28 protein-coding genes are annotated in these 25158 nt (G+C 73.2%); 14 read left to right on the top strand and 14 right to left on the bottom strand.

Annotated features, from left to right (window positions below; all coding sequences use genetic code 11):
* Positions 1–50 precede the first annotated feature (50 nt).
* Positions 51–716 (top strand): TetR/AcrR family transcriptional regulator, encoded by a 666-nt coding sequence (locus FRAAL_RS10735; protein ID WP_011603617.1) that lies wholly within the window; start codon positions 51–53, stop codon positions 714–716.
* 77 nt (positions 717–793) lie between these two features.
* The gene (locus FRAAL_RS10740) at positions 794–1330 is read left to right on the top strand and encodes a GNAT family N-acetyltransferase (RefSeq protein ID WP_011603618.1); all 537 of its coding nucleotides are present in this window, start codon (positions 794–796) and stop codon (positions 1328–1330) included.
* A gap of 83 nt (positions 1331–1413) precedes the next feature.
* Here the strand turns inward: FRAAL_RS10740 and FRAAL_RS10745 are convergent, their stop codons facing one another.
* Positions 1414–1938, bottom strand: coding sequence for a DUF1707 domain-containing protein (locus FRAAL_RS10745; RefSeq protein WP_063822628.1), 525 nt, complete (start codon positions 1936–1938; stop codon positions 1414–1416).
* Positions 1939–2023: 85 nt separating this feature from the next.
* Positions 2024–2533, bottom strand: a complete 510-nt coding sequence (locus FRAAL_RS10750) for an NUDIX domain-containing protein (protein ID WP_050997076.1) — start codon at positions 2531–2533, stop codon at positions 2024–2026.
* Between the two features lie 394 nt (positions 2534–2927).
* Here FRAAL_RS10750 and FRAAL_RS10755 point away from each other — a divergent pair, with 394 nt between their 5' ends.
* Both FRAAL_RS10755 and FRAAL_RS10760 read left to right on the top strand, forming a co-directional pair.
* Positions 2928–4166, top strand: a complete 1239-nt coding sequence (locus FRAAL_RS10755) for an ABC transporter substrate-binding protein (protein WP_050997078.1) — start codon at positions 2928–2930, stop codon at positions 4164–4166.
* A 59-nt stretch (positions 4167–4225) separates the two neighbouring features.
* On the top strand, positions 4226–4741 hold the full coding sequence (locus FRAAL_RS10760) for a hypothetical protein (RefSeq protein WP_011603622.1): 516 nt from the start codon (positions 4226–4228) through the stop codon (positions 4739–4741).
* Positions 4742–4865: 124 nt separating this feature from the next.
* Here the strand turns inward: FRAAL_RS10760 and FRAAL_RS10765 are convergent, their stop codons facing one another.
* Positions 4866–5540, bottom strand: a complete 675-nt coding sequence (locus FRAAL_RS10765) for an SDR family NAD(P)-dependent oxidoreductase (RefSeq protein WP_011603623.1) — start codon at positions 5538–5540, stop codon at positions 4866–4868.
* A gap of 232 nt (positions 5541–5772) precedes the next feature.
* Between FRAAL_RS10765 and FRAAL_RS10770 the strand changes: the two genes are divergently transcribed.
* The 4 genes from FRAAL_RS10770 (at position 5773) to FRAAL_RS10785 (ending at position 9730) form a co-directional block, all read left to right on the top strand.
* Positions 5773–6201 carry a MarR family winged helix-turn-helix transcriptional regulator gene (locus tag FRAAL_RS10770; RefSeq protein ID WP_011603624.1) on the top strand — a complete coding sequence of 143 codons (429 nt, stop codon included), beginning with the start codon at positions 5773–5775 and terminating at the stop codon, positions 6199–6201.
* Between the two features lie 161 nt (positions 6202–6362).
* Positions 6363–7394, top strand: coding sequence for an alpha/beta hydrolase (locus FRAAL_RS10775; protein ID WP_011603625.1), 1032 nt, complete (start codon positions 6363–6365; stop codon positions 7392–7394).
* Between the two features lie 130 nt (positions 7395–7524).
* Positions 7525–8631: a hypothetical protein gene (locus FRAAL_RS10780; RefSeq protein ID WP_011603626.1), complete on the top strand. Its 1107-nt coding sequence runs from the start codon at positions 7525–7527 to the stop codon at positions 8629–8631.
* Between the two features lie 73 nt (positions 8632–8704).
* Entirely contained in the window at positions 8705–9730 is a 1026-nt protein-coding gene (locus FRAAL_RS10785; protein WP_011603627.1) for a hypothetical protein, read from the top strand.
* 69 nt (positions 9731–9799) lie between these two features.
* Here FRAAL_RS10785 and FRAAL_RS10790 read toward each other — a convergent pair whose 3' ends face one another.
* Positions 9800–10666, bottom strand: coding sequence for an NAD(P)-dependent oxidoreductase (locus FRAAL_RS10790; protein ID WP_083866757.1), 867 nt, complete (start codon positions 10664–10666; stop codon positions 9800–9802).
* A 142-nt stretch (positions 10667–10808) separates the two neighbouring features.
* Between FRAAL_RS10790 and FRAAL_RS10795 the strand changes: the two genes are divergently transcribed.
* Positions 10809–11348 carry a DUF488 domain-containing protein gene (locus FRAAL_RS10795; RefSeq protein WP_041939135.1) on the top strand — a complete coding sequence of 180 codons (540 nt, stop codon included), beginning with the start codon at positions 10809–10811 and terminating at the stop codon, positions 11346–11348.
* A 72-nt stretch (positions 11349–11420) separates the two neighbouring features.
* On the opposite strand, the gene FRAAL_RS10800 is transcribed toward FRAAL_RS10795, so the two are convergent.
* Complete coding sequence (locus FRAAL_RS10800) at positions 11421–12191, bottom strand: group II truncated hemoglobin (RefSeq protein WP_011603630.1); 771 nt, start codon at positions 12189–12191, stop codon at positions 11421–11423.
* 115 nt (positions 12192–12306) lie between these two features.
* Between FRAAL_RS10800 and FRAAL_RS10805 the strand changes: the two genes are divergently transcribed.
* Entirely contained in the window at positions 12307–12654 is a 348-nt protein-coding gene (locus FRAAL_RS10805) for a winged helix-turn-helix transcriptional regulator (RefSeq protein ID WP_041939136.1), read from the top strand.
* A gap of 241 nt (positions 12655–12895) precedes the next feature.
* The gene (locus FRAAL_RS10810; RefSeq protein WP_011603632.1) at positions 12896–13252 is read left to right on the top strand and encodes a group I truncated hemoglobin; all 357 of its coding nucleotides are present in this window, start codon (positions 12896–12898) and stop codon (positions 13250–13252) included.
* Between the two features lie 126 nt (positions 13253–13378).
* On the opposite strand, the gene FRAAL_RS10815 is transcribed toward FRAAL_RS10810, so the two are convergent.
* Positions 13379–13924 carry an Lsr2 family protein gene (locus FRAAL_RS10815; RefSeq protein ID WP_041939137.1) on the bottom strand — a complete coding sequence of 182 codons (546 nt, stop codon included), beginning with the start codon at positions 13922–13924 and terminating at the stop codon, positions 13379–13381.
* A 397-nt stretch (positions 13925–14321) separates the two neighbouring features.
* Between FRAAL_RS10815 and FRAAL_RS10820 the strand changes: the two genes are divergently transcribed.
* Positions 14322–14726, top strand: a complete 405-nt coding sequence (locus FRAAL_RS10820) for a PPOX class F420-dependent oxidoreductase (protein ID WP_041939138.1) — start codon at positions 14322–14324, stop codon at positions 14724–14726.
* A gap of 8 nt (positions 14727–14734) precedes the next feature.
* Here FRAAL_RS10820 and FRAAL_RS10825 read toward each other — a convergent pair whose 3' ends face one another.
* The 7 genes from FRAAL_RS10825 to FRAAL_RS10850 form a co-directional block, all read right to left on the bottom strand.
* Complete coding sequence (locus tag FRAAL_RS10825) at positions 14735–15580, bottom strand: class I SAM-dependent methyltransferase (protein WP_011603635.1); 846 nt, start codon at positions 15578–15580, stop codon at positions 14735–14737.
* Complete coding sequence (locus FRAAL_RS10830) at positions 15577–16680, bottom strand: LLM class flavin-dependent oxidoreductase (protein ID WP_011603636.1); 1104 nt, start codon at positions 16678–16680, stop codon at positions 15577–15579. Before FRAAL_RS10830 ends, FRAAL_RS10825 begins: the two co-directional genes overlap by 4 nt.
* On the bottom strand, positions 16677–18635 hold the full coding sequence (locus tag FRAAL_RS10835; RefSeq protein ID WP_011603637.1) for an ABC transporter ATP-binding protein: 1959 nt from the start codon (positions 18633–18635) through the stop codon (positions 16677–16679). The genes FRAAL_RS10830 and FRAAL_RS10835 overlap by 4 nt, the downstream gene beginning before the upstream one ends.
* Positions 18628–20370, bottom strand: coding sequence for an ABC transporter ATP-binding protein (locus FRAAL_RS10840; RefSeq protein WP_173402743.1), 1743 nt, complete (start codon positions 20368–20370; stop codon positions 18628–18630). Before FRAAL_RS10840 ends, FRAAL_RS10835 begins: the two co-directional genes overlap by 8 nt.
* Before the next feature lie 282 nt (positions 20371–20652).
* Complete coding sequence (locus FRAAL_RS10845; RefSeq protein ID WP_011603639.1) at positions 20653–21852, bottom strand: LLM class flavin-dependent oxidoreductase; 1200 nt, start codon at positions 21850–21852, stop codon at positions 20653–20655.
* 502 nt (positions 21853–22354) lie between these two features.
* A complete protein-coding gene (locus FRAAL_RS33515) occupies positions 22355–22504 on the bottom strand; it encodes a hypothetical protein (RefSeq protein ID WP_162137465.1) in 150 nt (49 codons plus the stop codon).
* Positions 22505–22606: 102 nt separating this feature from the next.
* Positions 22607–22846 carry a hypothetical protein gene (locus FRAAL_RS10850; RefSeq protein ID WP_157892041.1) on the bottom strand — a complete coding sequence of 80 codons (240 nt, stop codon included), beginning with the start codon at positions 22844–22846 and terminating at the stop codon, positions 22607–22609.
* A gap of 152 nt (positions 22847–22998) precedes the next feature.
* On the opposite strand from FRAAL_RS10850, the gene FRAAL_RS10855 reads away from it, so the two are divergent.
* Complete coding sequence (locus FRAAL_RS10855) at positions 22999–23556, top strand: AAA family ATPase (RefSeq protein ID WP_011603642.1); 558 nt, start codon at positions 22999–23001, stop codon at positions 23554–23556.
* Here the strand turns inward: FRAAL_RS10855 and FRAAL_RS10860 are convergent.
* Positions 23519–24142, bottom strand: coding sequence for a TetR/AcrR family transcriptional regulator (locus FRAAL_RS10860; protein WP_011603643.1), 624 nt, complete (start codon positions 24140–24142; stop codon positions 23519–23521). The genes FRAAL_RS10855 and FRAAL_RS10860 overlap by 38 nt on opposite strands.
* A 130-nt stretch (positions 24143–24272) precedes the next feature.
* On the opposite strand from FRAAL_RS10860, the gene FRAAL_RS10865 reads away from it, so the two are divergent.
* Positions 24273–25106, top strand: coding sequence for a class I SAM-dependent methyltransferase (locus tag FRAAL_RS10865; protein ID WP_011603644.1), 834 nt, complete (start codon positions 24273–24275; stop codon positions 25104–25106).
* The last annotated feature ends 52 nt before the right edge of the window (positions 25107–25158 follow it).

The following is a 25158-nucleotide window of genomic DNA, read 5'->3' on the forward strand; positions in this document are numbered from 1 at the left end:
CGATGCCGTCTAGAGAGTTGGACATGACCGTCCAAAGATAGCCTGGGTGGGTGTCAGCCGATGCCACCAGGTCCTCCCGGCCGTCCCGGCGCGGGCTTCCCGCCAAGCGGGAGGCGATCATGGATGCGGCGCTCGGCCTGTTCGTCCGGCAGGGATACGCGGCCACGACCCTCGACGAGATCGCCACCGCGACTCCGGTGTCGCGGCAGACCGTCTACAACCACTTCGGGGACAAGGAGACGCTGTTCCGCGCCGTCGTCGACGCGCATCTGGCGGCCACCCTCGACGTGCTGCGCGAGGCGAGCTCGGGCTTGCACGGGCCCCTGCCCGACGCCGAGACGTGCCTCCACGACCTCGCCCGCCGGCTGATCGCGATCGCCGGCAACCCGCGCGCTGCGTCGCTGCGCCGCCTGCTGCAGGCGGAGGGCGAGCGCCAGCCGGAGCTGCTCGCGCTCTGGCGCGACCAGGTCGCGGCGCCCGTCTTCGCCGAGGTGACCGGCCTGCTCGCCCGTCTGGCGCACGGCGGTGCGCTCCACCTCGACGATCCCGTCCGCGCCGCGGGCCAGTTCATCGCGCTGGTGTGGGGGACCGGCTGGCAGCTCACCTCGCTCGGCACCGTCGCCGGCGCCGCCTCGGCCGACCCGGACGAGCGTGAACTCGATGTCGCGCTGAGATCCTGCGTCCGCCTCTTCGTCCGCGGCTACGGCCAGCCCTGATCGCGCATTCTGGTAGGTCCGCATGTCGGGGCTCCGCCGTCGCGGGCGGGGGCTGGTCCGACGGGAAGGGGAGACGAGTGGAACTGCGTCCGCGGCTGGTGAGCGGGGAGGTCACGGTGCGCCCGGGTCGGCCCGAGGAGGTCGCCCCGCTGCGGGAGATCCTCGGCGAGCCGTCGGTGGCCCGGTGGTGGGGCGAGCCGGCCCCGGCGGCGGAACTCGCCGTGGACCTGGCGGGCGAGGGCGGTGCGGTCCTGCTCGTCGTGGAGGTCGCCGGCGAGGTCGCGGGCGGCATCCAGTACGACGAGGAACAGGACCCGCAGTACCGGCACGCGGGCATCGACATCTTTCTCGGCGGGCGCGTCCAGGGGCGCGGCGTGGGGACGACGGCCGTGCGCCTGCTGGCACGCTTCCTGTGCGGCCCGCGGGAGCATCACCGGCTCACCATCGACCCGGCGGCGGCAAACGGCCGGGCGATCCGCTGCTACGAGAAGGTCGGATTCCGCCCGGTCGGAATTCTGCGCCGGTACGAACGCGGGCCCGACGGCACCTTCCACGACGGGCTACTCATGGATCTTCTCCGCGAGGACCTGCGGCCCGATCCGGCCACCACCTGACGACACCGCACCGGGGACGGCAACCCCCACCGCCCCGCACCCCGCGGCGAACCCGACGGCCGGACTGCCGGGCCGACGGGAGGTCAGTGGTGCCGATGCCGGTGGGGTCCCGTGGCGTGGTGATGGCGGTGGTGCGCCTTGCCGGCGATCATCCCGACGACGACGAGGGGCCAGGGGAACCACAGGGCGCCGTGCGTCACGACCGACAAGGTCAGGAAGAGGGCGAGGATCGCGACCGGGATCACGGCGTACGGCGAGCCCACCAGGTCGCGCCCGTGCAGCCGATCATGCAGGCCGGCACGCTTTTCCGGCGGTGGCGGGGCGGCGGCCTGCGGCCTGGGCTGCAGGTCCGTCGTGAGCGTGGCCAGCTCGTCGAGGGTGCGGGCGGCGTAGGCGCGGGCCAGGCGCTCGTCCGCCTCGTCCAGGGTGAGCTGCCCGGTGCCGGCCGCCCAGGCAAGCCAGTCGGCGGTGCGCGTCCGGTCCGCGTCGCTGGCCCGTACCGGCCCGGGGGCCGGTGCGGCGCCGTTGGCCGGCACAGCTCCGGTGGCCCTTACTGCGCCGTCCGGTCCGTTCTTCGAGGTGCCGAGATCCCGTGTGTCGTCCGTCATCGCCGCTCCTCCGCCGGAGGTTGCACCACCCACACCCCACGTTATGTCGGATGCCGCGGCTTCGCCGCGGGTGTAGCCAACCGGGTTACCGAGCGCCCGATGCTCGGACCGCCGGGTGGGGCGGGATGCTCGGCGGCCAGCCGGGGCGGGAGAAGTGCTCGCCCTGCACATGCAGGCGGACGATCTCTCTGGTGTAGGGCAGTGTCCGCTCCGGCAGCCCGTCGGGTGCGCACCACTGCAGCGCCGAGCAGAGTTCGGGCTCCCGGATGGTCGGTTCGCCCGTCCAGCGGGAGACGAGGAAGCCGAAGCCGATCCGGGCGCCGCTGTCCGGCGGCAGGGCGTGGGTGACGCCGACGAAGACGACGTCGTCCTGCTCGACCCGCAGCCCCAGCTCCTCGTCCAGCTCGCGGACGGCTGCGGTCACCACGTCCTCGTCCGGCTCGAGACGCCCGCTGGGCAGCGCCCACCACCCACTGCCGTAGACGTCGCCGGCCCGCCGGGTCAGCAGCAGCCGCCCCTCGCGGACCACCACCAGCAGCACGTCCACCGGCGTCCGGTGCTCGTCGCGGGCAGCATGCCCGCCGTCTGCGCTCACCCGTCGACGCTATCCGCCGTCAGCGGCCGGGAATCGTGTAACGCTGATCACGTGTCCTGGGAAAGTCGGGACGTTGCGGATCCCGGCTGGTTGAATTTCGCGCCAACACTGCCGGGATGGCTGACGGCTAAACCGGCAGATGGCCGGCGGATGAATGGCAGGGAACCGGAATTCGACGTCTCCGGTGAATCCTCTTCCCGTTTGCGGGGCTGGTGTCCGTCGCGTGCGGGCGGCGACATCCTGATGACGGCTACTTGGTATGGTTCGCTCCGGTCTCTGCCTTTCTGTTCGACCCGCGGACCGTCACCCGTGATGCATGTGGCGATGCCATATCTTCCAGCGCCCGTTCTCGGGTCGCGTTCTCTCCTGTCACGACGACCGCTCAGGGGGTCCCGTGTTCTCGCCTCGCCGGACGTCCGCTCGCCGCTGCCCGCGCGCCTGGGCGGTCGTCACCGCGCTTGCCGTCGCGGGGGTCACGCTCGTGGGATGCGGGCCGGGCGACACGTCGTCGGTCGCGGCCTGTGCCAGCCCGGGGGTGAGCGACGACCGGATCGATCTCGGCGTGCTGTACCCCGACTCGGGGCCGGTCTCGCCGATCTTCGAAGCGGTTCGGGCGGGGATCGACGCGCGCCTCGGGGCGGTGAACGCCGCGGGCGGTGTCCACGGGCGCCACGTCGTCTACCAGTGGCGCGACGATCAGGGCTCGCCGATGGCGAACGGCATCGCCGCGCGTGACCTCGTCGAGCAGCGGCGGGTCTTCGGCGTCGTCGAGCTGTCCGTCGCGGCGTCGGGCAGCGCCGGCTACCTCGCCCAGCAGGGCGTCCCCGTGACGGGCCTGGCCTCGGAACGGGTCTGGGCGCAGGACCGGAACATGTTCGCCGCCACCACGGCCGCCGACTCGGCCGTCGACACCCAGGGCCGGTTCGTCCGGGACCAGGGGGGCAGCCGCGCGGTGATCCTGCAGACCGCGCTGTCGGCGGGTATCTCCACCACCGCCTCGACGTACGCGCGCAGCCTGGCGGCGGCCGGCGTCCAGGTCCTGGGCACGGTCACCTTCACCACGGGCGTCGACGATCCGGTGGCGGTCGCCCGGCGGATCGTCGCCGCCCGCGCGGACACCATCGTCGGCGTCATCGAGCCGAAGGACCTCGTCGCCGTCCTGACCGTGCTGCGAGGCGCGGGCCACAACCCGAAGGTCGTCCTGTCCGCCAACGGGTACGACCACGCATTGCTGCGTTCCGTCGGTCCGCAGGCGGCGGGAGTCTCCGTGCCGGTGTTCTACAAGCCTTTCGAGATCGGCGGACCGGGGATCAACGCCTATCTCGCGGCGATGCGTCAGTTCGCCCCGCAGGTCGCCCAGCCCGAGCAGGACATCGCGGTGATCTCCTACATCAGCGCCGACATCTTCCTGCGCGGTCTGCAACTGGCCGGGAGCTGCCCGACCCGACAGGGATTCATCGACGGCCTGCGCGCGGTGAACAGTTACGACGCCGACGGACTGATCAGCACGATCAGTTTCCGCCCCGGCACCGCCCGCTCCACCACGTGCTATTCCTTCGTCCAGGCCAACACGGCCGGCAGCGGATTCGTCGTGGTGGAGCCGAACCTCTGCGGCCACGAGCTCAGCCCCTGACCGTCGCCTTCGCGACATCTGCCTGATGGCGCCGGCTGTGGTGCGAAAGGGTCGTCGCCATGGTGGACGAACAGGTCGCTCGGGAGTATCTGGCGTCGGTGGAGGCCCGGCTGGCGGCCGACGCCTGCGGTCCGCGCTGGGAGGACTGGGCCGGGACGCCGGTTCTCGTCGGACGACGCGCGGACTTCCGGCTGCAGTGGGCGGCAACCAGGCTGCACCTGTTCACCATCGCCGCGGCCGTTCCCGAGATCACCGTGGCCACCATCGACACCTTCACCGCCCAGGCGCTGGACTATGCCAAGGCGAACAAGGGTGGGCTGCCGGTGGGGTTGCAGACCGGGGTCGCGGTGTTTCCCCTCCTGGTCAGCGACCGGGTCGACCCGGCTGCCGCGGCCTGGGCCGCGGACCGTCAGCGAGTCCGGTTCGCCTGCATGGCGCGTCCCGTGGTCGCCGACGCGGCGCAGCGCCGGGTGGGCTTCTACCGCGGCCGGCCGGCCATCGGGCGTCTCTACGCGTCGTACCTCATCACCAGGGGCGAGCGCTACTTCGGCTCCCCGGGCTGGACCCTCGTCTGAGTCGCGGCGGCCCTGCTGCTGACCGCGGGGCCGCGGCGCCTCGGCATCCCGGCGCTTCGGCGCCGATCCGGGCCCAGGGGGTGTCGGGGCTCAGAGGGTGTCCGGGCTCAGGGGGTGTCCGGGCTCAGAGGGTCGAGTAGAGCCGCTCGGCCTGGTCGCGCTTGGTGTAGAGCTCCCAGTAGATTTCGGCGATCGTGTCCGGCTGGGTCTCGGGGCCGCCGCGGCCGATGAACGTCGCGAGCGGCACGTGGGCGGCGTACACGCCCTTGTCGGCGAGGGCGGCGTTGAGCGCCAGCACCCAGTTGCGCAGCCCGGCGGTCGCCAGGCCGACGTTGCCCATCCGGGGGAAGACCAGCGCGGACGACGCCCCGGTGGTGACCAGCAGCGTTCCGGTGCCGCGCTCGATCATGCCGGGCAGCACGTGCTGGACCGCGGTGACCGCCCCGTACACGTAGTACTCGATCTCCGGCTGGATGCTCTCCACCGTCACGTCGAGCGCCTCGACGATCGGGTTCAGGGCGTTCTGCCGCCCGGCCGGCGCGGGGGAGTACTCCAGCACGTCGATCGGGCCGAGCTGCGTCTCGGCGCGGGTGAGCGCGTCGACGAGGGACGGCCGGTCGAGGACGTCGGCGGCGAACCCGGCCGCCGTGATCCCGTCCTGGGCGAGCTGGGCGGCGAGGCCGTCGAGCGTCGTCTGGTTGCGGGACAGCAGCGCGACGGCGAAGCCCTCCCGGCCGAAGCGGCGCGCGATGGACAGCCCGAGCCCGGGCCCGGCCCCGACGATGGCGATGGTCGGCATGTGCCTTCTCCTTGCGTCGTGGAAAGCGGTGCGGCGAGGGAGCCGCGGGTCACTGTAGCGGATGCTCCGAGCTCGGAACGTCCGAGATGGGAACGTCTTGCCCTGGACGGTCTCCGATAGGATCACCGTCATGCCCACGCCATCGCCTTCCTCCGCGAAACCGCGGGTGGAACCGTCGGCAGGGCCTGCTGCGGGCCGGGTTGCCGAGTCGCCGCCCGGCGGTTCGCAGCCCGTGGATCTCACCTGGCTGCTGAACCGGGCGGCCGCGCGCATGCGGGGGGAGCTCGACACGGTCGCCCGCGGGCACGGCCTGGCCGGCGTGCGCGACTGGATCGTGCTGACCGCGCTCGGCGTCGAGGCCGGCCGCACCCAGCTCCAGCTCGGCCGGGAGCTCGGCGTCGACAAGACCACGCTGACGTCGCTGTTGGACCGGCTCGAAGGCGACGAGCTCGTCATCCGCCGCCTCGACCCGCGCGATCGGCGCGCCCGCATCCCCGAGGTCACCGCGGCGGGCCGGCGGCTGCAGGCGCGCATCGCCGCGGCCCGCGACGAGGCCGAGACCCGGCTGCTCGCCGCGTTCAGCCCGGACGAGCAGAGCCTGCTGCGCGCGTTGCTCACCCGGCTCGCGGACTCCACGGCCGCGTCCGGCCCCTGCCTGTGAGGGCCCGGACTCCGGGTGGCGGTTTGGTGGGTGGCTGTTCGGCGGGCGGCTGTTCGGCAGGCGAAGTGCCGCGCCTGCAGCGCCTGCTGCGTACGGTGGTCCTGACCGTCTGTTGCCGCCGGCTCGGCTGCCGGCATCCCGTCCGGTAAGCAGGAGGACAGTTGACCGTCAGCAATCCGTCCGTCTCGTTACCCGCCGCTGCCACCGCCACCGCCACCGCCGTCGGGCCGCCGCCGCCGTTCGACCCGGAGCTGGCCGCGGCCCTCGAGCCGCTCGCGAAGTTCCTCACCCCGTCGATCACCCCCGAGATGCTGCCGGGGTTACGGGCCGCCTCGGTGGCGCCGTCCGTTCCCGACGAGCAGCTCCACCGCGACGGCGCGTTCACGGTGCAGGAGCTCTCGGTGCCCGGCCCGCCCGGAGCGCCCGAGGTCGGGTTGCTGGTCTGCCGGCCGACGGCGGCCGGCACGCCGGCGGCGGTCGTCTACCACGTCCACGGCGGCGGCATGATCATGGGCGACAACCGGGCCGGGGTGACGGAGATCCTCGACTGGGCCGAGGCCCTGCACCTGGTAGTCGTCTCGGTCGAGTACCGGCTGGCTCCGGAGCACCCGCACCCGGCGCCGGTGGAGGACTGCTACGCGGGCCTGCTGTGGACGGCCGCGCATGCCGGCGAGGAGCTGGGCGTGGACTCCGGGCGCGTCGTCCTCGCGGGCACCAGCGCCGGTGGCGGCCTCGCGGCGGCGATCGCGCTGCTCGCCCGCGACCGCGGCGGCCCGGCGCTGGCCGGCCAGCTTCTGATGTGCCCGATGCTCGACGACCGCGGCGGCACGGCGTCCACCGCGCAGATGGCCGGGCTCGGCGTCTGGGACGACACGTCGAACCGGACGGGCTGGGCGGCCCTTCTCGGCGACGACGTCGGCGGACCGGACGTCTCCCCCTACGCGGCGCCGGCGCGCGCCGGCGACCTGACCGGCCTGCCCCCGGCGTTCGTCGACGTCGGCTCCGCCGAGACGTTCCGCGACGAGGACATCGACTACGCCACCCGCCTGCTGCGGGCCGGGGTGCAGACGGAGCTGCACGTCTGGCCCGGCGGCTTCCACGGCTTCACCCTGTTCGCGCCGCAGGCACGGATCTCCCAGGAGTGCGCCGCCGCCCGCCTGAACTGGCTTCGGCGCCTGCTGACCGCCGCCTGACGCCCGCCGCCCACCCGCCGTCACGCCCACAGCGCGCCCGTAGGACGCCGTTGGAAGAGTTCGCCGGTGAACAAGGTTGTGAAGGTCGCGCCGGCGTCTCAGCCTGACCGAGGAGATCGAGGAGATCAACGTGACCGAGTACGGACTGCGGGTCGGCCGGGCGGAGCTCGGCTCGGCGGGCCCGATCACCTTCGGCCCGGCGGGGATCCTGTTCCTCGCCGACAACGCCGCGGCGACCGTCTTCGCGGTCGACGTCGCCGACCCGGGTGGCCGCCCGGCCGGCTCGGGGCCGTTCGACCTGGCCGACGTCGACGCGCGGGTCGGCTCGCTGCTGGGCGTCGACGCGGCCGACGTCGCCATCCGCGACCTCGCCGTCCACCCCGACGCGGGCACCATCTACCTGTCGGTCCAGCGCGGCCACGGCGAGCAGGCCCAGGCGGTGCTGGTGCGCATCGACCCGGCGGACGCCTCGATCGGCGACGTGCCGCTCACCGACGTCCCGGTCGCGTCGGTGGCGATCGCCGACGCCCCGGCCCCCGACGACGAGCGCGTCGACGTCGTCCTGCCCCTCGGCGACGAGGGGGAGGAGATCACGGTCGGCTCGCGCACGATCCGCATCCTGCGCCGCCCGATCCGCACCTCGACGGTCACCGACCTCGCCTACGTGGACGGGTCGCTGCTGGTCGCCGGGCTGTCCAACGAGGAGTTCTCCTCGAAGCTGCGGCGGATCCCGTTCCCGTTCACCGACGCCGCCGACGCGGCGGGCAACAACCTGGAGATCTTCCACGTCTCGCACGGCAAGTGGGAGACGGCGGCGCCGATCCGTACGTTCGTGCCCTTCGACGGCGGCCGCGCCATCCTGGCCAGCTACACCTGCACGCCGGTCGTGCACTTCCCGCTGGCCGAGCTGGCCCCGGGCACCAAGGTGGTCGGGCGCACCGTGGCCGAGCTCGGCGCGATGAACCAGCCGCTGGACATGGTCTCCTTCGTCCAGGGTGGCGAGGAGTACCTGCTTGTCGCGAACACCTCGCACGGCCTGATCAAGATCGCGCGCAGCGACATCGACGCCCAGGCCCCGCTGACCGAGCCCACCGAGCCGGTCGGGGTGCCGCGGGAGACCGCGGACCTCCAGGGCATCACCAGGCTCGCGAACCTCGACGACGAGCACGTGCTGGCCCTGCAGACCGACCCCGACGGGCGCCGGCACCTGCGCTCGCTGAAGTCCGCCTCCCTGTAGGGGTGGGCGGGGGCGTACATCGAGTGAGCTGTGGGCGGTCGGGCTGACGGCGGGCGGTTGTAGGAGGGCGGACGTGGTCGACCGCAGCGGGGTCGCCGTGTCGTGGTCGCGGCACGGCGGGGCGGACTGCCTCCGGCTGGCGGGGCTGGCCGGGCTGGAGCTGGAGGCGCGGGTGCGGATCCGGCCGGCCACCGCCGTGGCGCTCGGCACCGCCCCGCCGACGGCCGGGCGGCTGCTGCGCGACGGCCCCGACCTCTGCTTCCTGCCGCGCTTCCCCTTCCTCGACGGCACCGCCTACGTCGTCACCGTCGACGGCGCCGCCGTGGCCGAGCTGACCCGCGCCGGCAGCGACGCGGCGGCCACCACCGAGGTGCTCGCGATCCACCCGAGCGCGGCGACCGTGCCCCGCAACCTGCTGCGCGCCTATGTCTGGTTCAGCGCGCCGATGAGCGAGGGCCAGGCGGCGGGCCACGTGCGGCTCGTCGACGACGCCGGCGACGTCCTGGCCGGGGCGCTGCTGGCGACCGACCAGGAGCTGTGGGACGCCGCCCGGCGCCGGCTCACCGTCCTGCTCGACCCGGCGCGGATCAAGCGGGGTCTCGCCCCACACCGCGAGGCCGGCTACCCCCTGCGGTCCGGCGCACCGTTCCGGCTGGTGGTCGACGGCGGGTTCCGCGATGCCCGCGGTCGCCGCCTGCGGGCCGGGGCCGAGCGGCACTACCAGGTCGCCGACGACGAGCGCCGGCACGTCGACCCGCAGGCCTGGACCCTGCGCGTCCCGCCCGCCGGCACGACCGCACCGCTTCGGGTCGGGTTCGACCGCCCGCTCGACCACGGCCTGATCGCCCGCTGCCTGCGCGTCGTCGGGCCCGAGGACTGGCCCGTCGACGGCGTCGCGGACGTCGGCGCCGAGGAACGGTCGTGGCGGCTGACCCCGCGGCACGGCTGGGCGCCCGGGCCGCACCGCCTCGTCGTCGACCCCGTCCTGGAGGACCTGGCCGGCAACTCCCTCGGCCGCCTCTTCGACCGGGACCTCGCCCGCCCCACCGACGACCCCCGCGGCGCCCGTGGCGTCATCGTGCCGTTCCGCCCGGCCTGAGCCGACCGTCATCGTCGCCGCGACCGGCGGCACGCCCAGTGAGCACAGGGGGATGGCCGGCCGGTCGGCCTACCGTCGGGAGGTGGTCAGGGGAAGCGGGCCGGACTGCACGACCTCGCCGAGGATGCCGGTGTCGAGGCCGAGTGCGGCGGTGACCTCCTCGACCGCGGCCACGTCCTTGCGCAGGTAGGGGCCGGCCATGGCGAAGAGCTCCTCGACGCCCCCGATGGCCTGCAGGTGACGGAACACCGCGCTGTCGGCACTACAGGCGGTGATGGCGGTGAGCAGGTCGCCGCTGCGGATGCCGAGCTTCTCGCCGAGCTGGACGGCGGCGACCGCGGTCTGGACGTGCGCCGCGAAGGTCAGGTTGTTGATCAGTTTCACGGTCGTGGCGGAGCCGACGTCGCCGGTTCGCACGATCGTCGAGGCGTAGGCGGCCAGCAGCGGCTCGACGCGGTCGGCCGCCGCGGCGGCCCCGCCGATCAGTACGGTGAGCCGGCCGGCCAGGATGGTCGCGGATGTTCCGCTGATCGGGGCGTCGAGCACGGTGACGTCCTGCGCGGCCGCGTCCGCGGCGAGCCGCCGGATGGCCTCGGTCGCCACGGTGGCGTGCTGCACGACGACGGACCCGGGCGTGGCGTGAGCGAGCAGACCGCCCGGCCCGCCGGTGATCTCGGCGAGCTGGGCCGCGGAGAAGGGGCACACGATCAGCACCCCGGCCGCGGCGGCCACCGCCTCCAGCGAGGGCTCGACGATCGCGCCCAGCCCGGCGAACCTGGCCCGGACCTCGGCCCGGCGGGCATACAGGTGCACGGGAACGCCGGCCGCCAGCAGGCGCTCGACCATCGGCGCCCCCATGGAACCGGCCCCGACGAACCCGACGGGGGGTAAGGTCCCCGACCCCGCTGCGTCCGCTGGCGGCATCTGTTCGACCATGTCCTCTGCACCTCTCGTCGTCGACGGGCTCAGCCGCCCCCGTCGGCAGGCTCGGCTCGCATCGAGGGGGCGCCGACGTCATCATCCGCCCTCGGCGCCCGTCAGGTCCGCCTTGCGCGGGTACACCGGGAGGGTGGATCCGATGCCGGTGCTGCTCACCGTCGGGCACGGCACGCTGGCTGCGGACCGGCTGGCCGGGCTGCTGCGCGACGCCGAGGTCGCCCTGCTGGTGGATGTGCGGTCGGCGCCGGGGAGCCGGCACAACCCGCAGGCGGCGCGCAGCAGCATCGAGCGATGGCTGCCCGTGGCCGGGGTGCGGTACCGCTGGGAGCCGCGGCTGGGCGGCCGGCGCCGGGCCCCGGCGGACTCCCCGGATGTCGCGCTGGTCAACCGGTCGTTCGCCGGTTACGCGTCGTGGATGCGCTGCGCCGAGTTCGCCGGGGCGATCGACGAACTGCTGGCCGAGGCGGCGGCGGCCCGCACGGCGGTGATGTGCGCCGAGACGCTGTGGTGGCGCTGCCACCGCCGGATGATCGCCGATTTCGTCACCCTTGCCCGCGGCGGCACGGTGTCCCACCTGTACCACGACGGTCGCCTCGACCCGCATCGCCCGACCGCCGGCGTCCGCCGCCGCGACGACGGTCTGCTCGTCTACGACGCCGGCACCCTGTTCGCGACATGACCGAGTCCCCTGCCATGACCGAGTCCCCTGCCGTGACCGAGTCCCCTGCCGTGACCGGGTTCTTCGCCGTGGTCAGGGTCGCCAGGGCGGTGCGACGCCCCATCCCCATCGGGGCACCGGGGCGTGCGGCATCGGAGTGGCGTCGGGTCTCGAGTTCTCGACGGCGATGCGGGTTCCCCACTCGACGTAGCTCATGAACGCCGCCCGGAACTCCGGATCGCCGGGCAGCCCGACCTCGTCGGCGGCATCGACCAGGAGGCTGACCCAGCGCCGGCGCTGCTGTTCGGTGATGGCCTTGCCGAGGTGGTGGGCGAGCATGTTCTCGTAGCCCCCACGGAGCTCGGTGTAGACGGCCGGGCCGCCGAAGACCTCACCCAGCCACATGGCGACGTGATGTGCGTGGGCCGGATTCATGCCGGCGAAGAGCGGCGCGAGCAGTTCGTCGTCGGGCACCGTCTCGTAGAACCGGGTGAAAAGCCGCTCGAAGGCCTCCTCACCGCCGGCCCAGTCGTAGAGACTGGGTGGCCGTGCCGTTCCGGCGCCGACACCGACGACGGCGGTCGGCTGGTAGTGACGCATCTCCTCGACAGCGTCGACGTAGGGTCCGACCTGGGCGAAGAACGCCTGGAACAGTTCGCCCTTCCGGAATCCTTCCAGGTGTCCCTCGAGGGAATCCCAGCGTATCCTCAGGGTGTACTGATCGGTACTTTCAACGCCGCGGGAGAGCTCGAAATCGAGGCAGTTCGGCGACTCCCGCAACGAGTCCGCCGCCCGCTCGTAGGCTGCTCGGAACTCGCCCTCCTGGGATTCTGGAATCCTGTAGCGGATGTACTCAAGGATCATTTCTCGGACCTCCCAGGGCAACGCTACCAGGAACTTGCCGTATCGTTGGTACGCACTATTTGGTGCGTACCGACGGCACCGTCCGGTGCCGTCCGGTGCCGCGAGAGGGGATCCGATGGCGGAACGCATCTATCACTGCCCGGTGGAGGTGACCATGGAGGTCGTCGGCGCCAAGTGGGTGCCGGTGATCCTGGCTCATCTCAAGGAAAACGATCATCTCCGCTTCGCGCAGATCCGTCGGCTGGTGCCCGGCATCACCGAGAAGATGCTGACGCAGCGGCTACGGGAACTGGAAAGCATCAGGATCGTCGACCGCACCCTGGTGAGCTCCACGCCTCCGCACGTGGAGTACCGCCTCACCGCGGAGGGCCGGTCCCTCACGCCCGTACTCCAGGCGATGTACGACTGGGGTCGACAGTGGGCAACCACTCGGCGACTCACGGTCGCCCCCGTCCTGGACTGAGCTTCGATCGCCGGCCGCCGCCACCGGCCAGCAGGCGAGGCTTCTCCTGACGCACCCGTGGAAGGAGCCAGGCGGCCTGTCCCGGCCTGCCGTCCTTCTTCGCCGCGTGACCATCCGGCCCTGGGGCCGAACGATTCTCCTGGGGTTCAGTGAACCCATCGGATCGTAAGCGGCGCAGCCATGCGGAAAATGGTGGTCACCGATCTCGCATCGGGCCACTCTTGCGAAAGGGAGATCTCTGATGAGTATCTACCAGGATATTGGTGGCGCGAAGGCCGTGAAGGCCGCGGTCGACGAGTTCTACGTCCGGGTGCTGGCCGACCCGGACCTCGTCCGGTTCTTCGAGGGCCGGGACCTGGCCAGCCTCAAGGCGAGCCAGCGGGAGTTCATCGGCGCGGCGCTCGGCGGTCCCGAGATCTACCAGGGCGACGCGATGTCCCAGGTCCACGCCTCCCTCGGGGTCGGCAACGCGCAGTTCGACGGGGTGGTGGGCCACCTGCTCGCGGCCTTCGCCAGCGCCGGCGTCCCGGCCGAGGCCGCCGGCCAGATCGCCGCGGTGCTCGGCCCGCTGCGTGGCGAGATCGTGACCGCCCCGTAGCGGCCGGTCCTGGGCGGAACAGGGGGTGCCGCGGGCAGGGGCGGCGCGCCCACCGTCCGGCCCGCACCACCGCCGGTCAGCGCCGGCCGGAGTACCCGCGCCCGCGGAGCCCCCGCCGGGCGCGGCTCAGGCGCCGGCCGTGGTGTCCGTCTCGGCCGGGGGCTGTGGGTCGGAGGCGGCCGGTACCGGGCGCCAGACGCCGTCGGCCTGGTCCCAGCCGTGGCCCCGGTCGTAGGCGGCCTTGAGTTCGCTGGACAGCCGCGGCCCCCGCTCCGGCACGGTCAGTCCGTGCTCGTCGGCGTGGTCCCGCAGCCACGCGCGGACCTCGCTGACGGAGGTGCTCTGGTGGGGGCGACGGACCTTGGCCCGGGCGGGCGCCGGGCGGCTCGCCTCGCTGCGGACCTCGGGCGTCGTGATCGCGTCGTTCTGCTCGACCGCCGTCCACGCCGTATCGATCCTGGCGTTGCGGGCGACGTCCACCGTCTCACCGTATTCCGCGTACTCGCCGAGCACGGACGCCACCTCGTCCCGGCATTCATCGCACAGATCCAGCTTGACCAGTCTTCCGTCGTATGCCAGCGCCGCCGTATGCGTCGCGGCGACCCTGTCCTTGGCGTGGCGACCGACATTGTCGCACCACACATTTATGAGCGAAATGACCTCGCGCGCCATCCAGGTTGCCTCATTCCGTGTCCGGACGCCCACTATTCGGGCTTTGATGCCAGCTTAGTGGGACCGCAGACGCCTGGCAAATCAAGTATTTCCGTGGCGTCACGGACCGGGCCGACCGGATTCGAGCGGGGCCACCGACAGTCGTGACAGTTCACCATGGTTGCCGCCGGCCGACCGGTACCCGATTGACTTTCCTCGGATCACACTCGCTTTCGGTGGCACCCTGCCCGGCGACTTCCTGTCGGGCGACGCGATCCTGTCGTGGGAATCCGACCGCGAGAGCACCGGTCACCAGGGCGTCGGAGGCCCGGGTCGGCGTCCCGGTCGGCGCGTGCCCGCCAGTGATGCCAGACCCCGGTCGTCACGCGTGGCGGGCCGAGCGAGTAGGTATACAGGGGTGAGCACACCCGAGACGGCCGAGTTCCCGGCCTCCCACCGCGACCTGCTCGACTCCGCGCTGACCGCCGTGTTCGTCACGATCGGCGCCGACGGTCGGCCGCAGGCGACCGCGGTCTGGTACCTGCCCGACGGACCGACGGTCAAGGTATCGATGATCAGTACGCGGCGGAAGCTGGTGAACCTTCGCCGGAATCCGGTGGCCACCCTGTTCCTGGTCGACCCCGCCAACCCGGGACGCACCCTGGAGATCCGCGCCGACGTCGAGCTTGTACCCGACCCGGACAAGACCGTCCTGCACCGCATCACCGACCGGTACAACGTCGACTTCGCCCGGTTCAGCGCCCTGGACTCCGAGCGGACCACCGCCGTGCTGCACCCGCGGCGCGTCGTCGTCCTCGGCTGAGCGGCCGGTCACCCTCCACCGTGCGGCCGCCCCGCGCCCGGTCGGCCGCCGCTCGCCTCACTTCTGCGGCGCGCCACGCGCAGCTCGGTGAGGTAGCGCTTGGTGATGGCACCGCCGTAGTCGTGGTCGATCAGGCTCTCGATGCAGCGGAGCAGGCCGCGTCGGGCGGCGGGCTCCAACGCGCGGTGCCCGGAATAGGTGCGCAGGACGTCGAGATACTCCGCGCTCGTGTAGGGCAGCTCCCATTCGTAACGCAGGAAGACTGCCTTGTCGAAACGGCCGGATCGGGCGATCTCCTCGTCGTCCTCGGCGATGTCGTGGGCGGCCTGCAGCCGGAGATTCGGCGGGGTCTTCGGATCGAAGTGCTCGTAGCAGTTCTGCACCTCGGCGAAGAACCGTTCGGTGCCACCGGCGACATGGTGGGTCGCGACGGTGGCCAGGGCGCCGCCGGGACGCAGCGCCGCCGCGGCCTTCTCGACCCGCACGGCCGGGTCGATCCAGTGGAACGCGGTCGCGGCGAGCACCACGTCGAACGGCTCCGGCGGCAGCGGCCAGTCCTCGAACACGGCCTCGAGAACATGCACGTCCTCGTGACCGGCGAGATGGCGGCGGGCCACGGCGGCCATCTCCGGACCCAGCTCGACCGCCACGATCCAAGCTCCGCGCCGCGCGATCGGCACCGTGGCCTTCCCGGTCCCGCAGCCGATCTCCAGCACCCGGCATCCCGGCCCGAGCCCGACCATCCCGGCGAGATCGTCGAACATCTCGGGTGGATATCCCGGCCGCGCCCGGTCGTAGAGCTCGGCGTCCTCGGTGAAGGTGGCCCGCAGCCGTTCACGGTCCGAGCCGGTCATGGAGCGGAGGTTGCCGGGGTCCAGCCGAGGTGAGGGGCGACGGTCTCGGCGAGGTCCTCGAGCAGCCGCAGGTTCTCCCGCAGTCCGAACGCGGGCGGCAGGAACGCGATGAGCTCGTCGGCGAGCGGGACGCTGGGATCCGCGAGCAGCTCGTCGACGACGGCGGCGGGGTCCCCGTGGTGCACGGGGCTCATCGTGAACCGGGCGGTGGGGGCCGCGACGGGCGCCAGCGCCCCGGCCGGCCGGGAGGCGGCGGGCCCCTGGGTGCGCCGCTCGGCGTCGTAGGCCGCGTAGACGCGGGCGAGCTCGGGGGTGGTGGCGGGCAGCACGGAGCGAGCGACGGCGACCCGCGACGGCGACGTCCCGGGATGAGCGCCGCGGTAGGCCTCGATGGCCCGGGCGAGCTCCGCGCCGTAGTCGTCGATCTGCCCGCTGAGGATGGTGCTCAGCAGCAGCCGCAGCCCCTGCCGCCCGACTCGTTCGGCGGAGGCGACCGAGCCGCCGCCGTACCAGATCCGCTCGGGCAGCGTCGGGCTCGTCGGGCGGACGAACAGCTCGGTGCCGACGGGCAGCAGCCCCTCGGGGTCGGTGATCTCGCCGACCCGTTCGCCGCGCACGGCGCGCAGGAACGCCGCGAGCCGGTCCTGGGACTGCGCGCGCCCGTCGTTCGGCGCCTGGCCGAAGACGGCGTCGAAGCCGCCCTGGCCGGTGCCGAGGCCGAGCTGCAACCGCCCGCCGCTGAGCAGGTCGGCCGTGCCGGCGGCCTCGGCCAGCAGCACCGGGTCCTCGTAGCGGACGCCGATGATGGCCGTGCCGAGCCCGATGCGCTCGGTGTGCTGCGCGACGGCGGCGTGGAACACCATCGGAGCGGCGAGGTAGTTGTCGAAGTGCCGCTGGTAGACCCATCCGGCGTCGTAGCCGAGCTGCTCGGCGACGCGGAACAGCTCGATGCCGTCGCGCAGCGCGGCACCGGCCTGCCCGGTCGGGAAGGCGATCCGCGCGTTGAAGCCGAGCCGGAGCCGGCGCGGCGCAGGTGGCTCCGCCGGGCTCGCGCGGTGCGCCGGGGCGACGGCGGCGGTGACGGTCGCGGGGGCTGTCATGGGGTGTGCTCCTTCTGCCGGTGGACGGTCTCGTGGGGTTCGGCGCCGGCGGCGGTGTGCTCGACCCAGGCGGCGTGCAGCTCGGCGTAGCGGCCGGGGACGGCGACGAGGTCGGCGTGGCGTCCGCTCTGGACCAGGCGTCCGTGGTCGAGGACGAGGACGCGGTCGGCGTGTTCGGCCGTCACCATGCGGTGGGCGATCGAGACGGTGGTGCGCCCGACCGTGAGCGCGCCGAGCGCACGCTGGATCCGGACGTCGGTGGCGGGGTCGACGCCGCTGGTCGCCTCGTCGAGCACGAGCAGGTCGGGGTCGACCAGCGCGGTGCGGGCGAGGGCGACGAGCTGGCGCTCGCCGGCCGACAGGCGTTCCCCCCGCACCCCGACGCGGGTGTCGAGCCCGTCCGGCAGCGTGTCGAGCCAGGGGCGCAGGCCGAGCGAGGAGACGATCTCGTCGAGCACGTCGGAGTCGTCGCGCACGTCGGAGTCGTCGAGCAGGTCGGGGCTGCCGCGCAGCCCGACGCCGATGTTCTCGGCGATCGTGGCGTCGAACAGGAACGGGTCCTGCGGGACGATGGCGACGCGACGCTGGAACGACGCCTCCGACACCCGGCCGACCGGGACGCCGCCGAGCAGGACGCGGCCGCGGCTCGCCGGGATCTGGCGGGTCAGCAGCTTGGCGAACGTGCTCTTGCCGGAGCCGGTCTCGCCGACCACGGCGACGTGCTCGCCGGGGGAGACGGCGACGGTCAGATGCTCCACGACCAGCGGGCCCGCCCCGTACGCGGCCGCGACGTCGGCCAGCTCGACCGCGATCGGCCCCGGTGGCAGCTCGCGGGCGTCGGCGCCGTCGACCACGCCCGACGGCGTCGCGAGGATCTCCAGCGCGCGGCGCCAGCCCACGACTGCGTTCTGGATCTCTCCCAGGTTCTGTACGAGGGCCTGCAGAGGGCGGACGAAGAAGGTGACGAGCAGGAGCATGGCGACCAGCTCGCCCGCGGACAGGTGCAGCGCCGGTTCCCACCGGGTGTGCGCGGTCGACCAGCGGGTCCCGGCGACGACGACGAACACGGTCATGACCGAGATGGCGACTTCGCCGAGGGCGGTGTTGGTGTGCAGCGGCACGAGGGTGCGGCGCTGGGCCGCCGCGGTGTTCTCGACGGCCCGGTCGAGGCCGAGCCGGGTCCGCTGCTCGGTGCCGGTCGAGCGAACGATCCCGATGCCGGTGACGGCCTCGCCGACGGTGGACTGCAGGGCCGAGACGCTCGTGCGCACGGCGGCGTAGCGACGGGCGACGAGCATCTGCAGGCGACGCATGCCGACGAACAGCAGGGCGGCCAGGCCCAGCACGGGCAGCGCCAGCTGCCAGGAGTAGAGCGTCACGAGGGCGCCAGCAATGATCATTTGGGTGACGTTGACGAGCAGCAGGACGCCGCCGTTCTGCACGAAGGTCGTGACCGCCTCGGGGTCGCTGGTCAGGCGGGTGACGAGATCGGCACCGGAGAGTCCCGCGAACGTCTCCGGGGCGATCTCGTGGATGCGGGCGATGCCGTCCGTGCGCAGCTCGGCGAGGGCGGCCTCCGCGCGCCGGTAGAGCCGCTGGTTGAGCCACCAGGAGGCGAGGATCGCCGCGACGGTGGCCGCCGCGCCGACGAGCACGGCGTGGGCGACGACGTCGCTCGCGCCGCGGTCCGGGCTGAGCAGTCCGTGGTCGAGGGCGTACTGGACGGTCAACGCCGTCACGATGCGCCCGGCGCCGGCGACGACCGCCAACAGCAGGGTCAGCGGCAGGCCGGCCGTCACCACGGGGGTGGTCGACCGGACCAGGCGGGCGAGTTCGCGCGCCCCGACCGAGCCCAGGTCGGCAAGCCCAGGTTCGGCAAGCCCAGGTTCGGCGAGCCCAGGTTCGGCGAGCCCGGGCTCGGCGGGCTGCCGGCCGTCGCGGCCGCGGTCAGTCATGGATCGCCTCCGCCGTTCCGTAGGCCTGCAGGATTCGCCGGTAGTCGGGCTCGGTGTCGAGCAGCTCGGCGTGGGTACCCACGGCGACGAGCCGGCCCGCGCGCAGGAAGGCGACCCGGTCGGCGACCAGCACCGAGCTGGGGCGTCCGCCGACGATGAGCACGGTGGTGTGCCCGCGCAGGGCCGCCACCGCGGCGAGCACCTCGCGTTCCACGGCCGGGTCGAGGGCGGAGGTGGCGTCGTCGAGCAGGATGGCGCGCGGCGCGCGCAGCAGGGCGCGGGCCAGGCACAGGCGCTGGCGCTGCCCGCCGGACAGCCGGGTGCCGCGCTCGCCGACCCGGGTGTCCAGCCCGTCGGGCAGGTCGCGCACCAGCGTGTCGGCACCGGCGGCGGCGAGTGCCCGCCAGAGCTCGGCGTCGGAGTAGGGGCGACGCTCGCGGGGGTGGCCGTCGAGGTGCAGGTTCGCGCGGATGCTGCCGCCGGCCATCCACGGGGTCTGCGACACCACGGCGAGGTGCGCGCGGATCTGCCCGCGGGCGAGCTCGGGAGCGCGGATCCCGCCGATCTCGACGACCCCCTCGGCCGGGTCGACGAGCCGACCGAGCAGGTCCAGCAGGGTCGACTTACCGGCGCCGGTCGCCCCCACCAGCGCGACGATCTCGCCGGGGGTGATCTCCAGATCGATGTCGGCGAGCAGGTGCCGCCCGCCCTGGACGTGCCCGACGCCCCGCGCGGCCAGGCTCAGCGGGCCCGCGCCGGCCAGGGCACGGGTGCCGTAGTCGGTGGTCTCGGTGGACCCGAGGACGGCGGCGATCCGGGACCGTCCGGCCGCCGACAGGGGCAGCATGCCCAGGAAACGGCTGATGACGGCGAGCGGGATGGAGATGGTGAGCAGCAGGTAGACGATCTCGACGAGCACGCCGACGCTGAGGTCGCCGCTTTCGACCCGCCGGGATCCGACGACGAGGACGGCGAGGATCGCGCCGGTCGGCAGCAGCTCCAGGATCGGGTCGAACAGCGAGCTGACGGCGCCCATCGAGGTGGTGGCGCGGCGCAGCCGATCCGCGGCGGCGCCGACGCGGGCGCGTTCGCGGTCGGCGAGGCCCAGCGTCCGCACGACCTGGGCGCCCTCGATGCTTTCCAGGGCGAGGGTGGCGAACTCGCCGCGGCTGTCCTGCACGGCCCGGGCGCGGGCGGCGAGCAGGCGCTGGTAGAGCAGATTCAGGCCGAGGACGGACCCGACGAGGGCGACGCCGACGAGCCCGAGTGCCAGGTCGTGACGGAACATCTGGCCGATCGCGACGACCAGCATGACGACCATGCCGAGGGCGAAGTACCAGACGACCATCGGTGACCACAGGGCGTCCACGTCGGAGACGGCGGTCGACAGCAGGCGGCCGGGCGCGTGCCGACGGTGCCACGACAGGTCCAGCTCGAGGTAGCGGCGGACGACGGCGCGGCGGATGCGGGCCTGCGAGCCGTACTGGACGTGGCCGGTGGCGATGCCCCGCACGAGGATCGTCGTCCAACGCACGGTGGACACGCCGAGGATCGCGCCCGCGGCCAGCCACCAGGTGGCGCGGGCGACGTGGCCGCCGGCGAGGGCGGGGACGATCAGATGGTCCGTCGCCCAGCCGATCGCCGCCGCGGAGAAGATCATGGTGACCCCGTTGACGACACCGGTGACGGCGCCGACCACGGCCGCCTTCGGATGGGCGAGGGAGCCGTCCAGCATCGTGCGCAGCCCCACCCAGAACGTCCCGGCCCCGCCGCGAACCCGCTCCCGCCCGTCGTGTCCCCGCGTCACCGTGGTCTCGGCGCGTGGTGGCGGTCGACCCGCCACGGGATGACCGCCACCGCCGCCGTCATGCTTCGTCCACTCCCGTCATCGTCATCGTCATCGTCGTCGCCGCTCGTCGCCGCTCGTCGTGCCGGCCGTCGTCGTGCCGGGCCGCTGCAGTGCCGTCCGCCGTCGTGCGGTCTGCTGTCGTGCGGTCTGCGGTCGTGCTGGTCGTCCTCAGCGGGCGCCGGCGAGCGTGGCGGGGTCGAAGCCCGGGGCGAGGGCGCCGGGGTGGGCGTCCTGAAGGGCGCCGCGCTGCCCGGTGGCCGCCCGGTGCGCGATCTCCTGGCGGACCAGCGGCAGGACGTGTCGGCCGTAGTCGACGGCGTCCGCGAGGGTGTCGTAGCCGCGGATCGACACCAGGCTCGCGCCCTGGTCGACGTAGTCGAGGATCGCGGCGGCGACGGTCTCCGGGCTGCCCACCAGCGCGGTCGACGCACCCAGCCCGCCGGTCGCGGCCGCCGTGCGGGTCCACAGCGCGCGGTCGTAGACCTCGGACTTCGCGGCGAACGCGAGGGCGCGCTGCGAGCCGACGTTCTGCGGGGCACCCTTGAGGAAGGCGCGGGCCGGGCCGGCGTTGAAGGTCTGCTCGATACGAGCGGCGTAGTCGAACGCCTTGCGCCAGGCCAGCTCGTCGGTCCTGGCGATGATCGGACGGAAGGTCACCCAGATGCGCGGGCGGTCGGTACGGCCGGCCGCGGCGGCGATGCCGTTGACCCGGTCGATCTCCTTGCGCAGGTCGGCCAGCGGCTCGCCCCAGAAGCTGAAGATGTCCGCCTTGGCGCCGCCGACGCCGAACGCGGCGTCGGACTGCCCGCCGATCGAGATCGGGATGGTGCTGCCGTACGGCGCGAAGCCGGGGCCGAACTCGTCGAACTTGTAGAACTCGCCCTCGTGGCTGAACGGGCTGGTCTCCGTCCAGGCGCGGCGCAGCAGGTCGATGAACTCCGACGTGCGCGCGTAGCGGCGGTCCTTGGGCAGGTAGTCGCCCTGACGGGCCTGCTCGGCGTCGTTGCCCCCGGAGATGAGGTGGACGACGGCGCGGCCCTCGGTCAGCTGGTCGAGGGTGGCGAGCTTCTGCGCCGCCACCAGCGGGAACGTCGTGTTCGGCCGCAGCGCGACGATGGGGCGCAGGCGCTCGGTGAGCTGGCCGACGGCCGAGGCGAGAACGAAGGAGTCGGCGCTGTTCGAGCCGTAGGGCAGCAGGGTGTAGTCGTAGCCGGACTCCTCCAGGGCGCGCACGTACTTCTTGAAGTACGGCAGGTCGATGCCGCGGCTGGGTACCGGGTTGAGTTCGGTCGACGGGTTGAGGTGCGACAGGCTGATGAACTCGACCTGCGGGGACGCGGTCTCGGGGATCGCGGTGGGATTGGTCATGCCGGAGTCCTTTCGAAGCTGTCGTAGGAGTCGAGCCGGCGTACGGGAGTCGAGCGGGCGTTCGGGAGTCGAGCCGGCGTTCGGGAGTCGAGCCGGCGTTCGGGGGTCGGGCCGGCGCATGGAGGTCGGGCCGGTGCCAGGGGCGCGGCCGTCCCTCGGCGGTTGCCGTCGTGGTCGTCCGTCTGCATCGCTTCCGGGCACGCGGAAGGCCGTCGTGTGCGGATCGGGGCGCGCTCGCGCCGCAGGGAGCGCGGGAACAGGTCCGACCAGGCGGCCGGGGCGCCGTGGCCCGGTCCTTTCCCGGTCAGGGCGGCGGTGCTGCGGGGGAGCGGCCGGCCCGGGCCCTCGCCCCCGCGCCGAGCGCACGGTCGGACATCGCCCAGGTGTGGGAGCGGCTGAGGTCGGTGGCGTGGCTGACGTGCGGGCCAGGACCGGGCGGGGGACACCGGGTCCGGCAGGCGGGCCGGGACGGCCGGACGGGCAGGAGCGGAAGAGGACCCGATCAGCAGGGACGACAGCAGGCGGAGGCGAGGATCCCGTAGTCGACGAACCGCCGGCGGGTGAGCACCCGCCTCGGGGCGGTCACACGCGCCGGGCGGCGGACACGCGCGGGAACCAGCCCGCCCGCGTTCCCACCCAGAATCCCAGACATGTTTGTCAGGATGATGGGAACTTGTTGGGCTGTCCAACGCCTATCCGCGATCGCACTGATCGGGTTTCGTCATCGATCGAATCGGACGGGACGCCGGCGTGATCAGGCCGACACCCGGGACGAGTGCCCGGACCGGCTGCCGACCACCGGTGTCGCCTTCACCGACCATGGGGTTCCGCGGAACCGGGTCGCGCGTCCCCGCCTGCCGGATATGCTCCCGGGAGCCTGGTCGTCGCCGATGACGTCGGGACGCCGCCCACCGGGCACGAGGTCGGCGAGGCGCTCCGCCGGCTGACCGATACCGCCCGCAGGCGGCGCGGCGCCGTGGGCCACGTCCACCATCACCATTCTCATCGCCGGGCCGATGCTCCGCGTGGTAACGGCGTCGACGTGCCGAACCGGCCACGTCCATTTCCTGATGCGGCGCGTCCCTTCGTATCACGGCGGGGGACTCGCCGCCTTCGTGGGCAGCCGCCGAAGGAGGGTCTGGCACCGTGAGCACATCCGACGATTTTGTCGCCATCACCGGCGGCCCCGGGGCCGGTAAGTCCACGCTTGTCGAGGAGCTTCACCGGCAGGGATTTCCCTGCATCCCGGAAGCCGGCAGGTGCATTCTTCAGGATCAGATCGTCATCGGCGGCAGGGCCCGCCACGAAAGGGATTCCCTGCTCTTCGCCGAGATCATGCTGTCCTGGGACATGCGCTCTCACCACGACGCCACCCGACGGGCGGGGACGGTCTTCTTCGACCGGGGCATACCCGACGTCGTCGGCTACTTGCTGCTGCTCGGCCGGCCGATTCCGGCGCACGTCACCGCCGCCGCGCGGACGTTTCGCTACCACCAGCGGGTCTTTCTCGCGCCGCCCTGGCCCGAGATCTACACCCACGACCGCGAACGCACCCAGGACCTCGACGAGGCCGTCCGCACCCACGATGCGATGGCCGAGGCCTATACCCGCCACGGGTACCAGCTGATCAACCTGCCCAGGACCGACCCCGAGTCCCGCGCCGCGTTCATCCTCCGGCGTCTGTCTCCCCAGCCGGAGAGCTGAACCGGATGGCGCCGGCGATGGCCGTGCTCACGACCGAGCGGACGGCGTCGGCATCCGGGGCGGTGCCGTCCCGGCCGGCGAAGAGCAGGTGCCCGCCGCCGATCAGCATGAGCGCAAGCGTGTCGGTGTCGGCATCCGCGGCGAGGCGGCCGAGGTCGCGCTCGGCGGCGAGGTAGGCGGCGACCGTCGCGGTGGCCTCCGTCAGGACGGGGACGCCGACCGTTCCGGTCCGGCGCAGGGCGGCGCGCAGCTCGTCGCGGGCGGTGACGAGGCTGACGACGGCCAGCGCCACCGAGCCGAACAGGTCCGACAGCGCGGCCGTGAGGTTGTCGGCGACGGTGCCGGTCCCGGCCCGTGCGCGCAGGCCGGCGCCCTGGCCGGTGATCCGGGCGGTGCGGTCGCGCACGAGTTCGGCGAGGAACTCGTCGAAGTCGGCGAAGTGCCGATGCAGGACGCCCTTGGCGCAGCCCGCCTCGGTGGTGACCGCCCGGCTCGTCAGCGCGCTCGGTCCGTCGCGCAGCAGGACGCGTTCGGCTGCGGCGAAGAGCTGCTCACGTACGTCGCGCAGGGCCACCCCGGTCGGCATCGTTCCATCCTCCTGCTTGCGGCCGGCCGCACGTCGAGGGCTGCTGGTGCGGCCTGCCGGGGGTGGCGGGTCGCTCGTGGCGAGGCCTGGCGCGATTGCCTAGTGGGCAAGTGCCCACTAGGGTGGGCGCATGCCCACTCCATCTTCGGGCTCGGCGTCTCCCTGCGACCAGGAGCCGCACCGCCACCGGCAGCTGGCGGAGTCGTTCGGCGCCGACCCCGATCGCTACGACCGGACCCGTCCCCGCTACCCCGAGGCCATGGTGGGCCGGATCGCGGCGGCCAGTCCCGGGCCCGACCTGCTCGACGTCGGCTGCGGGACCGGTATCGCCGCCCGGCAGTTCCACGCGGCCGGCTGTCGGGTGCTCGGGGTCGACGTGGACGCGCGGATGGCCGGGTGGGCGCGGCGCAGTGGGATCGAGGCCGAGGTGGCGGCGTTCGAGACCTGGGATCCCGCCGGGCGCACCTTCGACGCGGTGATCGCCGGGCAGACCTGGCACTGGGTGGATCCGGTCGCGGGCGCAAGCAAGGCGGCGCAGGTGCTGCGGCCCGGCGGCCGGCTGGCCGTGTTCTGGAACGCGGGCCAGCCGCCACCCGGCCTGGCGGCGGCCTTCTCCGCGGTCTACCGCCGGGTGCTGCCCGACGCGCCGCTCTTCCACCGGACGATGACCGGCCCGGACGGGCACTCGACGGTGCTCGCCAGGGCCGCCGACGGCATCCGTCAGACGGGCGCGTTCGGCGACCCGCAGCGGTGGCGGTTCCATCGGCAGCAGTCCTACACCCGGGACGAGTGGCTGGACCAGGTGCCCACCTTCGGCGGCCACAGCCGGTTCCCGCCGGCCACCCTCGCGCGGCTGCTGGCGGGCCTCGGCGCCGCCGTCGACGCGGCGGGCGGTGCCTTCACCGTGCGCTACACCGCCGTGGTGATCACCGCGGCGCGCGCCGGCACCCGACCAGGCGAGTAGAGTCCTCCTGACTGCGCAGAATCAGTGTGTCGGCTCGTTTTCTCCGGCGTCC

The sequence above is a fragment of the Frankia alni ACN14a genome (genome assembly GCF_000058485.1).
GTDB classification, from domain to species: Bacteria; Actinomycetota; Actinomycetes; order Frankiales; family Frankiaceae; genus Frankia; species Frankia alni.

Excerpts from the sequence above, each read along its gene's own strand:
- FRAAL_RS10745 (WP_063822628.1), bottom strand. The coding sequence starts at position 1,938 with ATGACGGACGACACACGGGATCTCGGCACCTCGAAGAACGGACCGGAC.
- FRAAL_RS10760 (WP_011603622.1), top strand. The coding sequence starts at position 4,226 with ATGGTGGACGAACAGGTCGCTCGGGAGTATCTGGCGTCGGTGGAGGCC.
- FRAAL_RS10765 (WP_011603623.1), bottom strand. The coding sequence starts at position 5,540 with ATGCCGACCATCGCCATCGTCGGGGCCGGGCCCGGGCTCGGGCTGTCC.
- FRAAL_RS10790 (WP_083866757.1), bottom strand. The coding sequence starts at position 10,666 with ATGGTCGAACAGATGCCGCCAGCGGACGCAGCGGGGTCGGGGACCTTA.
- FRAAL_RS10795 (WP_041939135.1), top strand. The coding sequence starts at position 10,809 with ATGCCGGTGCTGCTCACCGTCGGGCACGGCACGCTGGCTGCGGACCGG.
- FRAAL_RS10800 (WP_011603630.1), bottom strand. The coding sequence starts at position 12,191 with ATGATCCTTGAGTACATCCGCTACAGGATTCCAGAATCCCAGGAGGGC.
- FRAAL_RS10805 (WP_041939136.1), top strand. The coding sequence starts at position 12,307 with ATGGCGGAACGCATCTATCACTGCCCGGTGGAGGTGACCATGGAGGTC.
- FRAAL_RS10810 (WP_011603632.1), top strand. The coding sequence starts at position 12,896 with ATGAGTATCTACCAGGATATTGGTGGCGCGAAGGCCGTGAAGGCCGCG.
- FRAAL_RS10815 (WP_041939137.1), bottom strand. The coding sequence starts at position 13,924 with ATGGCGCGCGAGGTCATTTCGCTCATAAATGTGTGGTGCGACAATGTC.
- FRAAL_RS10825 (WP_011603635.1), bottom strand. The coding sequence starts at position 15,580 with ATGACCGGCTCGGACCGTGAACGGCTGCGGGCCACCTTCACCGAGGAC.
- FRAAL_RS10830 (WP_011603636.1), bottom strand. The coding sequence starts at position 16,680 with ATGACAGCCCCCGCGACCGTCACCGCCGCCGTCGCCCCGGCGCACCGC.
- FRAAL_RS10835 (WP_011603637.1), bottom strand. The coding sequence starts at position 18,635 with ATGACTGACCGCGGCCGCGACGGCCGGCAGCCCGCCGAGCCCGGGCTC.
- FRAAL_RS10840 (WP_173402743.1), bottom strand. The coding sequence starts at position 20,370 with ATGCTGGACGGCTCCCTCGCCCATCCGAAGGCGGCCGTGGTCGGCGCC.
- FRAAL_RS10845 (WP_011603639.1), bottom strand. The coding sequence starts at position 21,852 with ATGACCAATCCCACCGCGATCCCCGAGACCGCGTCCCCGCAGGTCGAG.
- FRAAL_RS33515 (WP_162137465.1), bottom strand. The coding sequence starts at position 22,504 with ATGTCTGGGATTCTGGGTGGGAACGCGGGCGGGCTGGTTCCCGCGCGT.
- FRAAL_RS10850 (WP_157892041.1), bottom strand. The coding sequence starts at position 22,846 with ATGGTGGACGTGGCCCACGGCGCCGCGCCGCCTGCGGGCGGTATCGGT.
- FRAAL_RS10860 (WP_011603643.1), bottom strand. The coding sequence starts at position 24,142 with ATGCCGACCGGGGTGGCCCTGCGCGACGTACGTGAGCAGCTCTTCGCC.
- FRAAL_RS10865 (WP_011603644.1), top strand. The coding sequence starts at position 24,273 with ATGCCCACTCCATCTTCGGGCTCGGCGTCTCCCTGCGACCAGGAGCCG.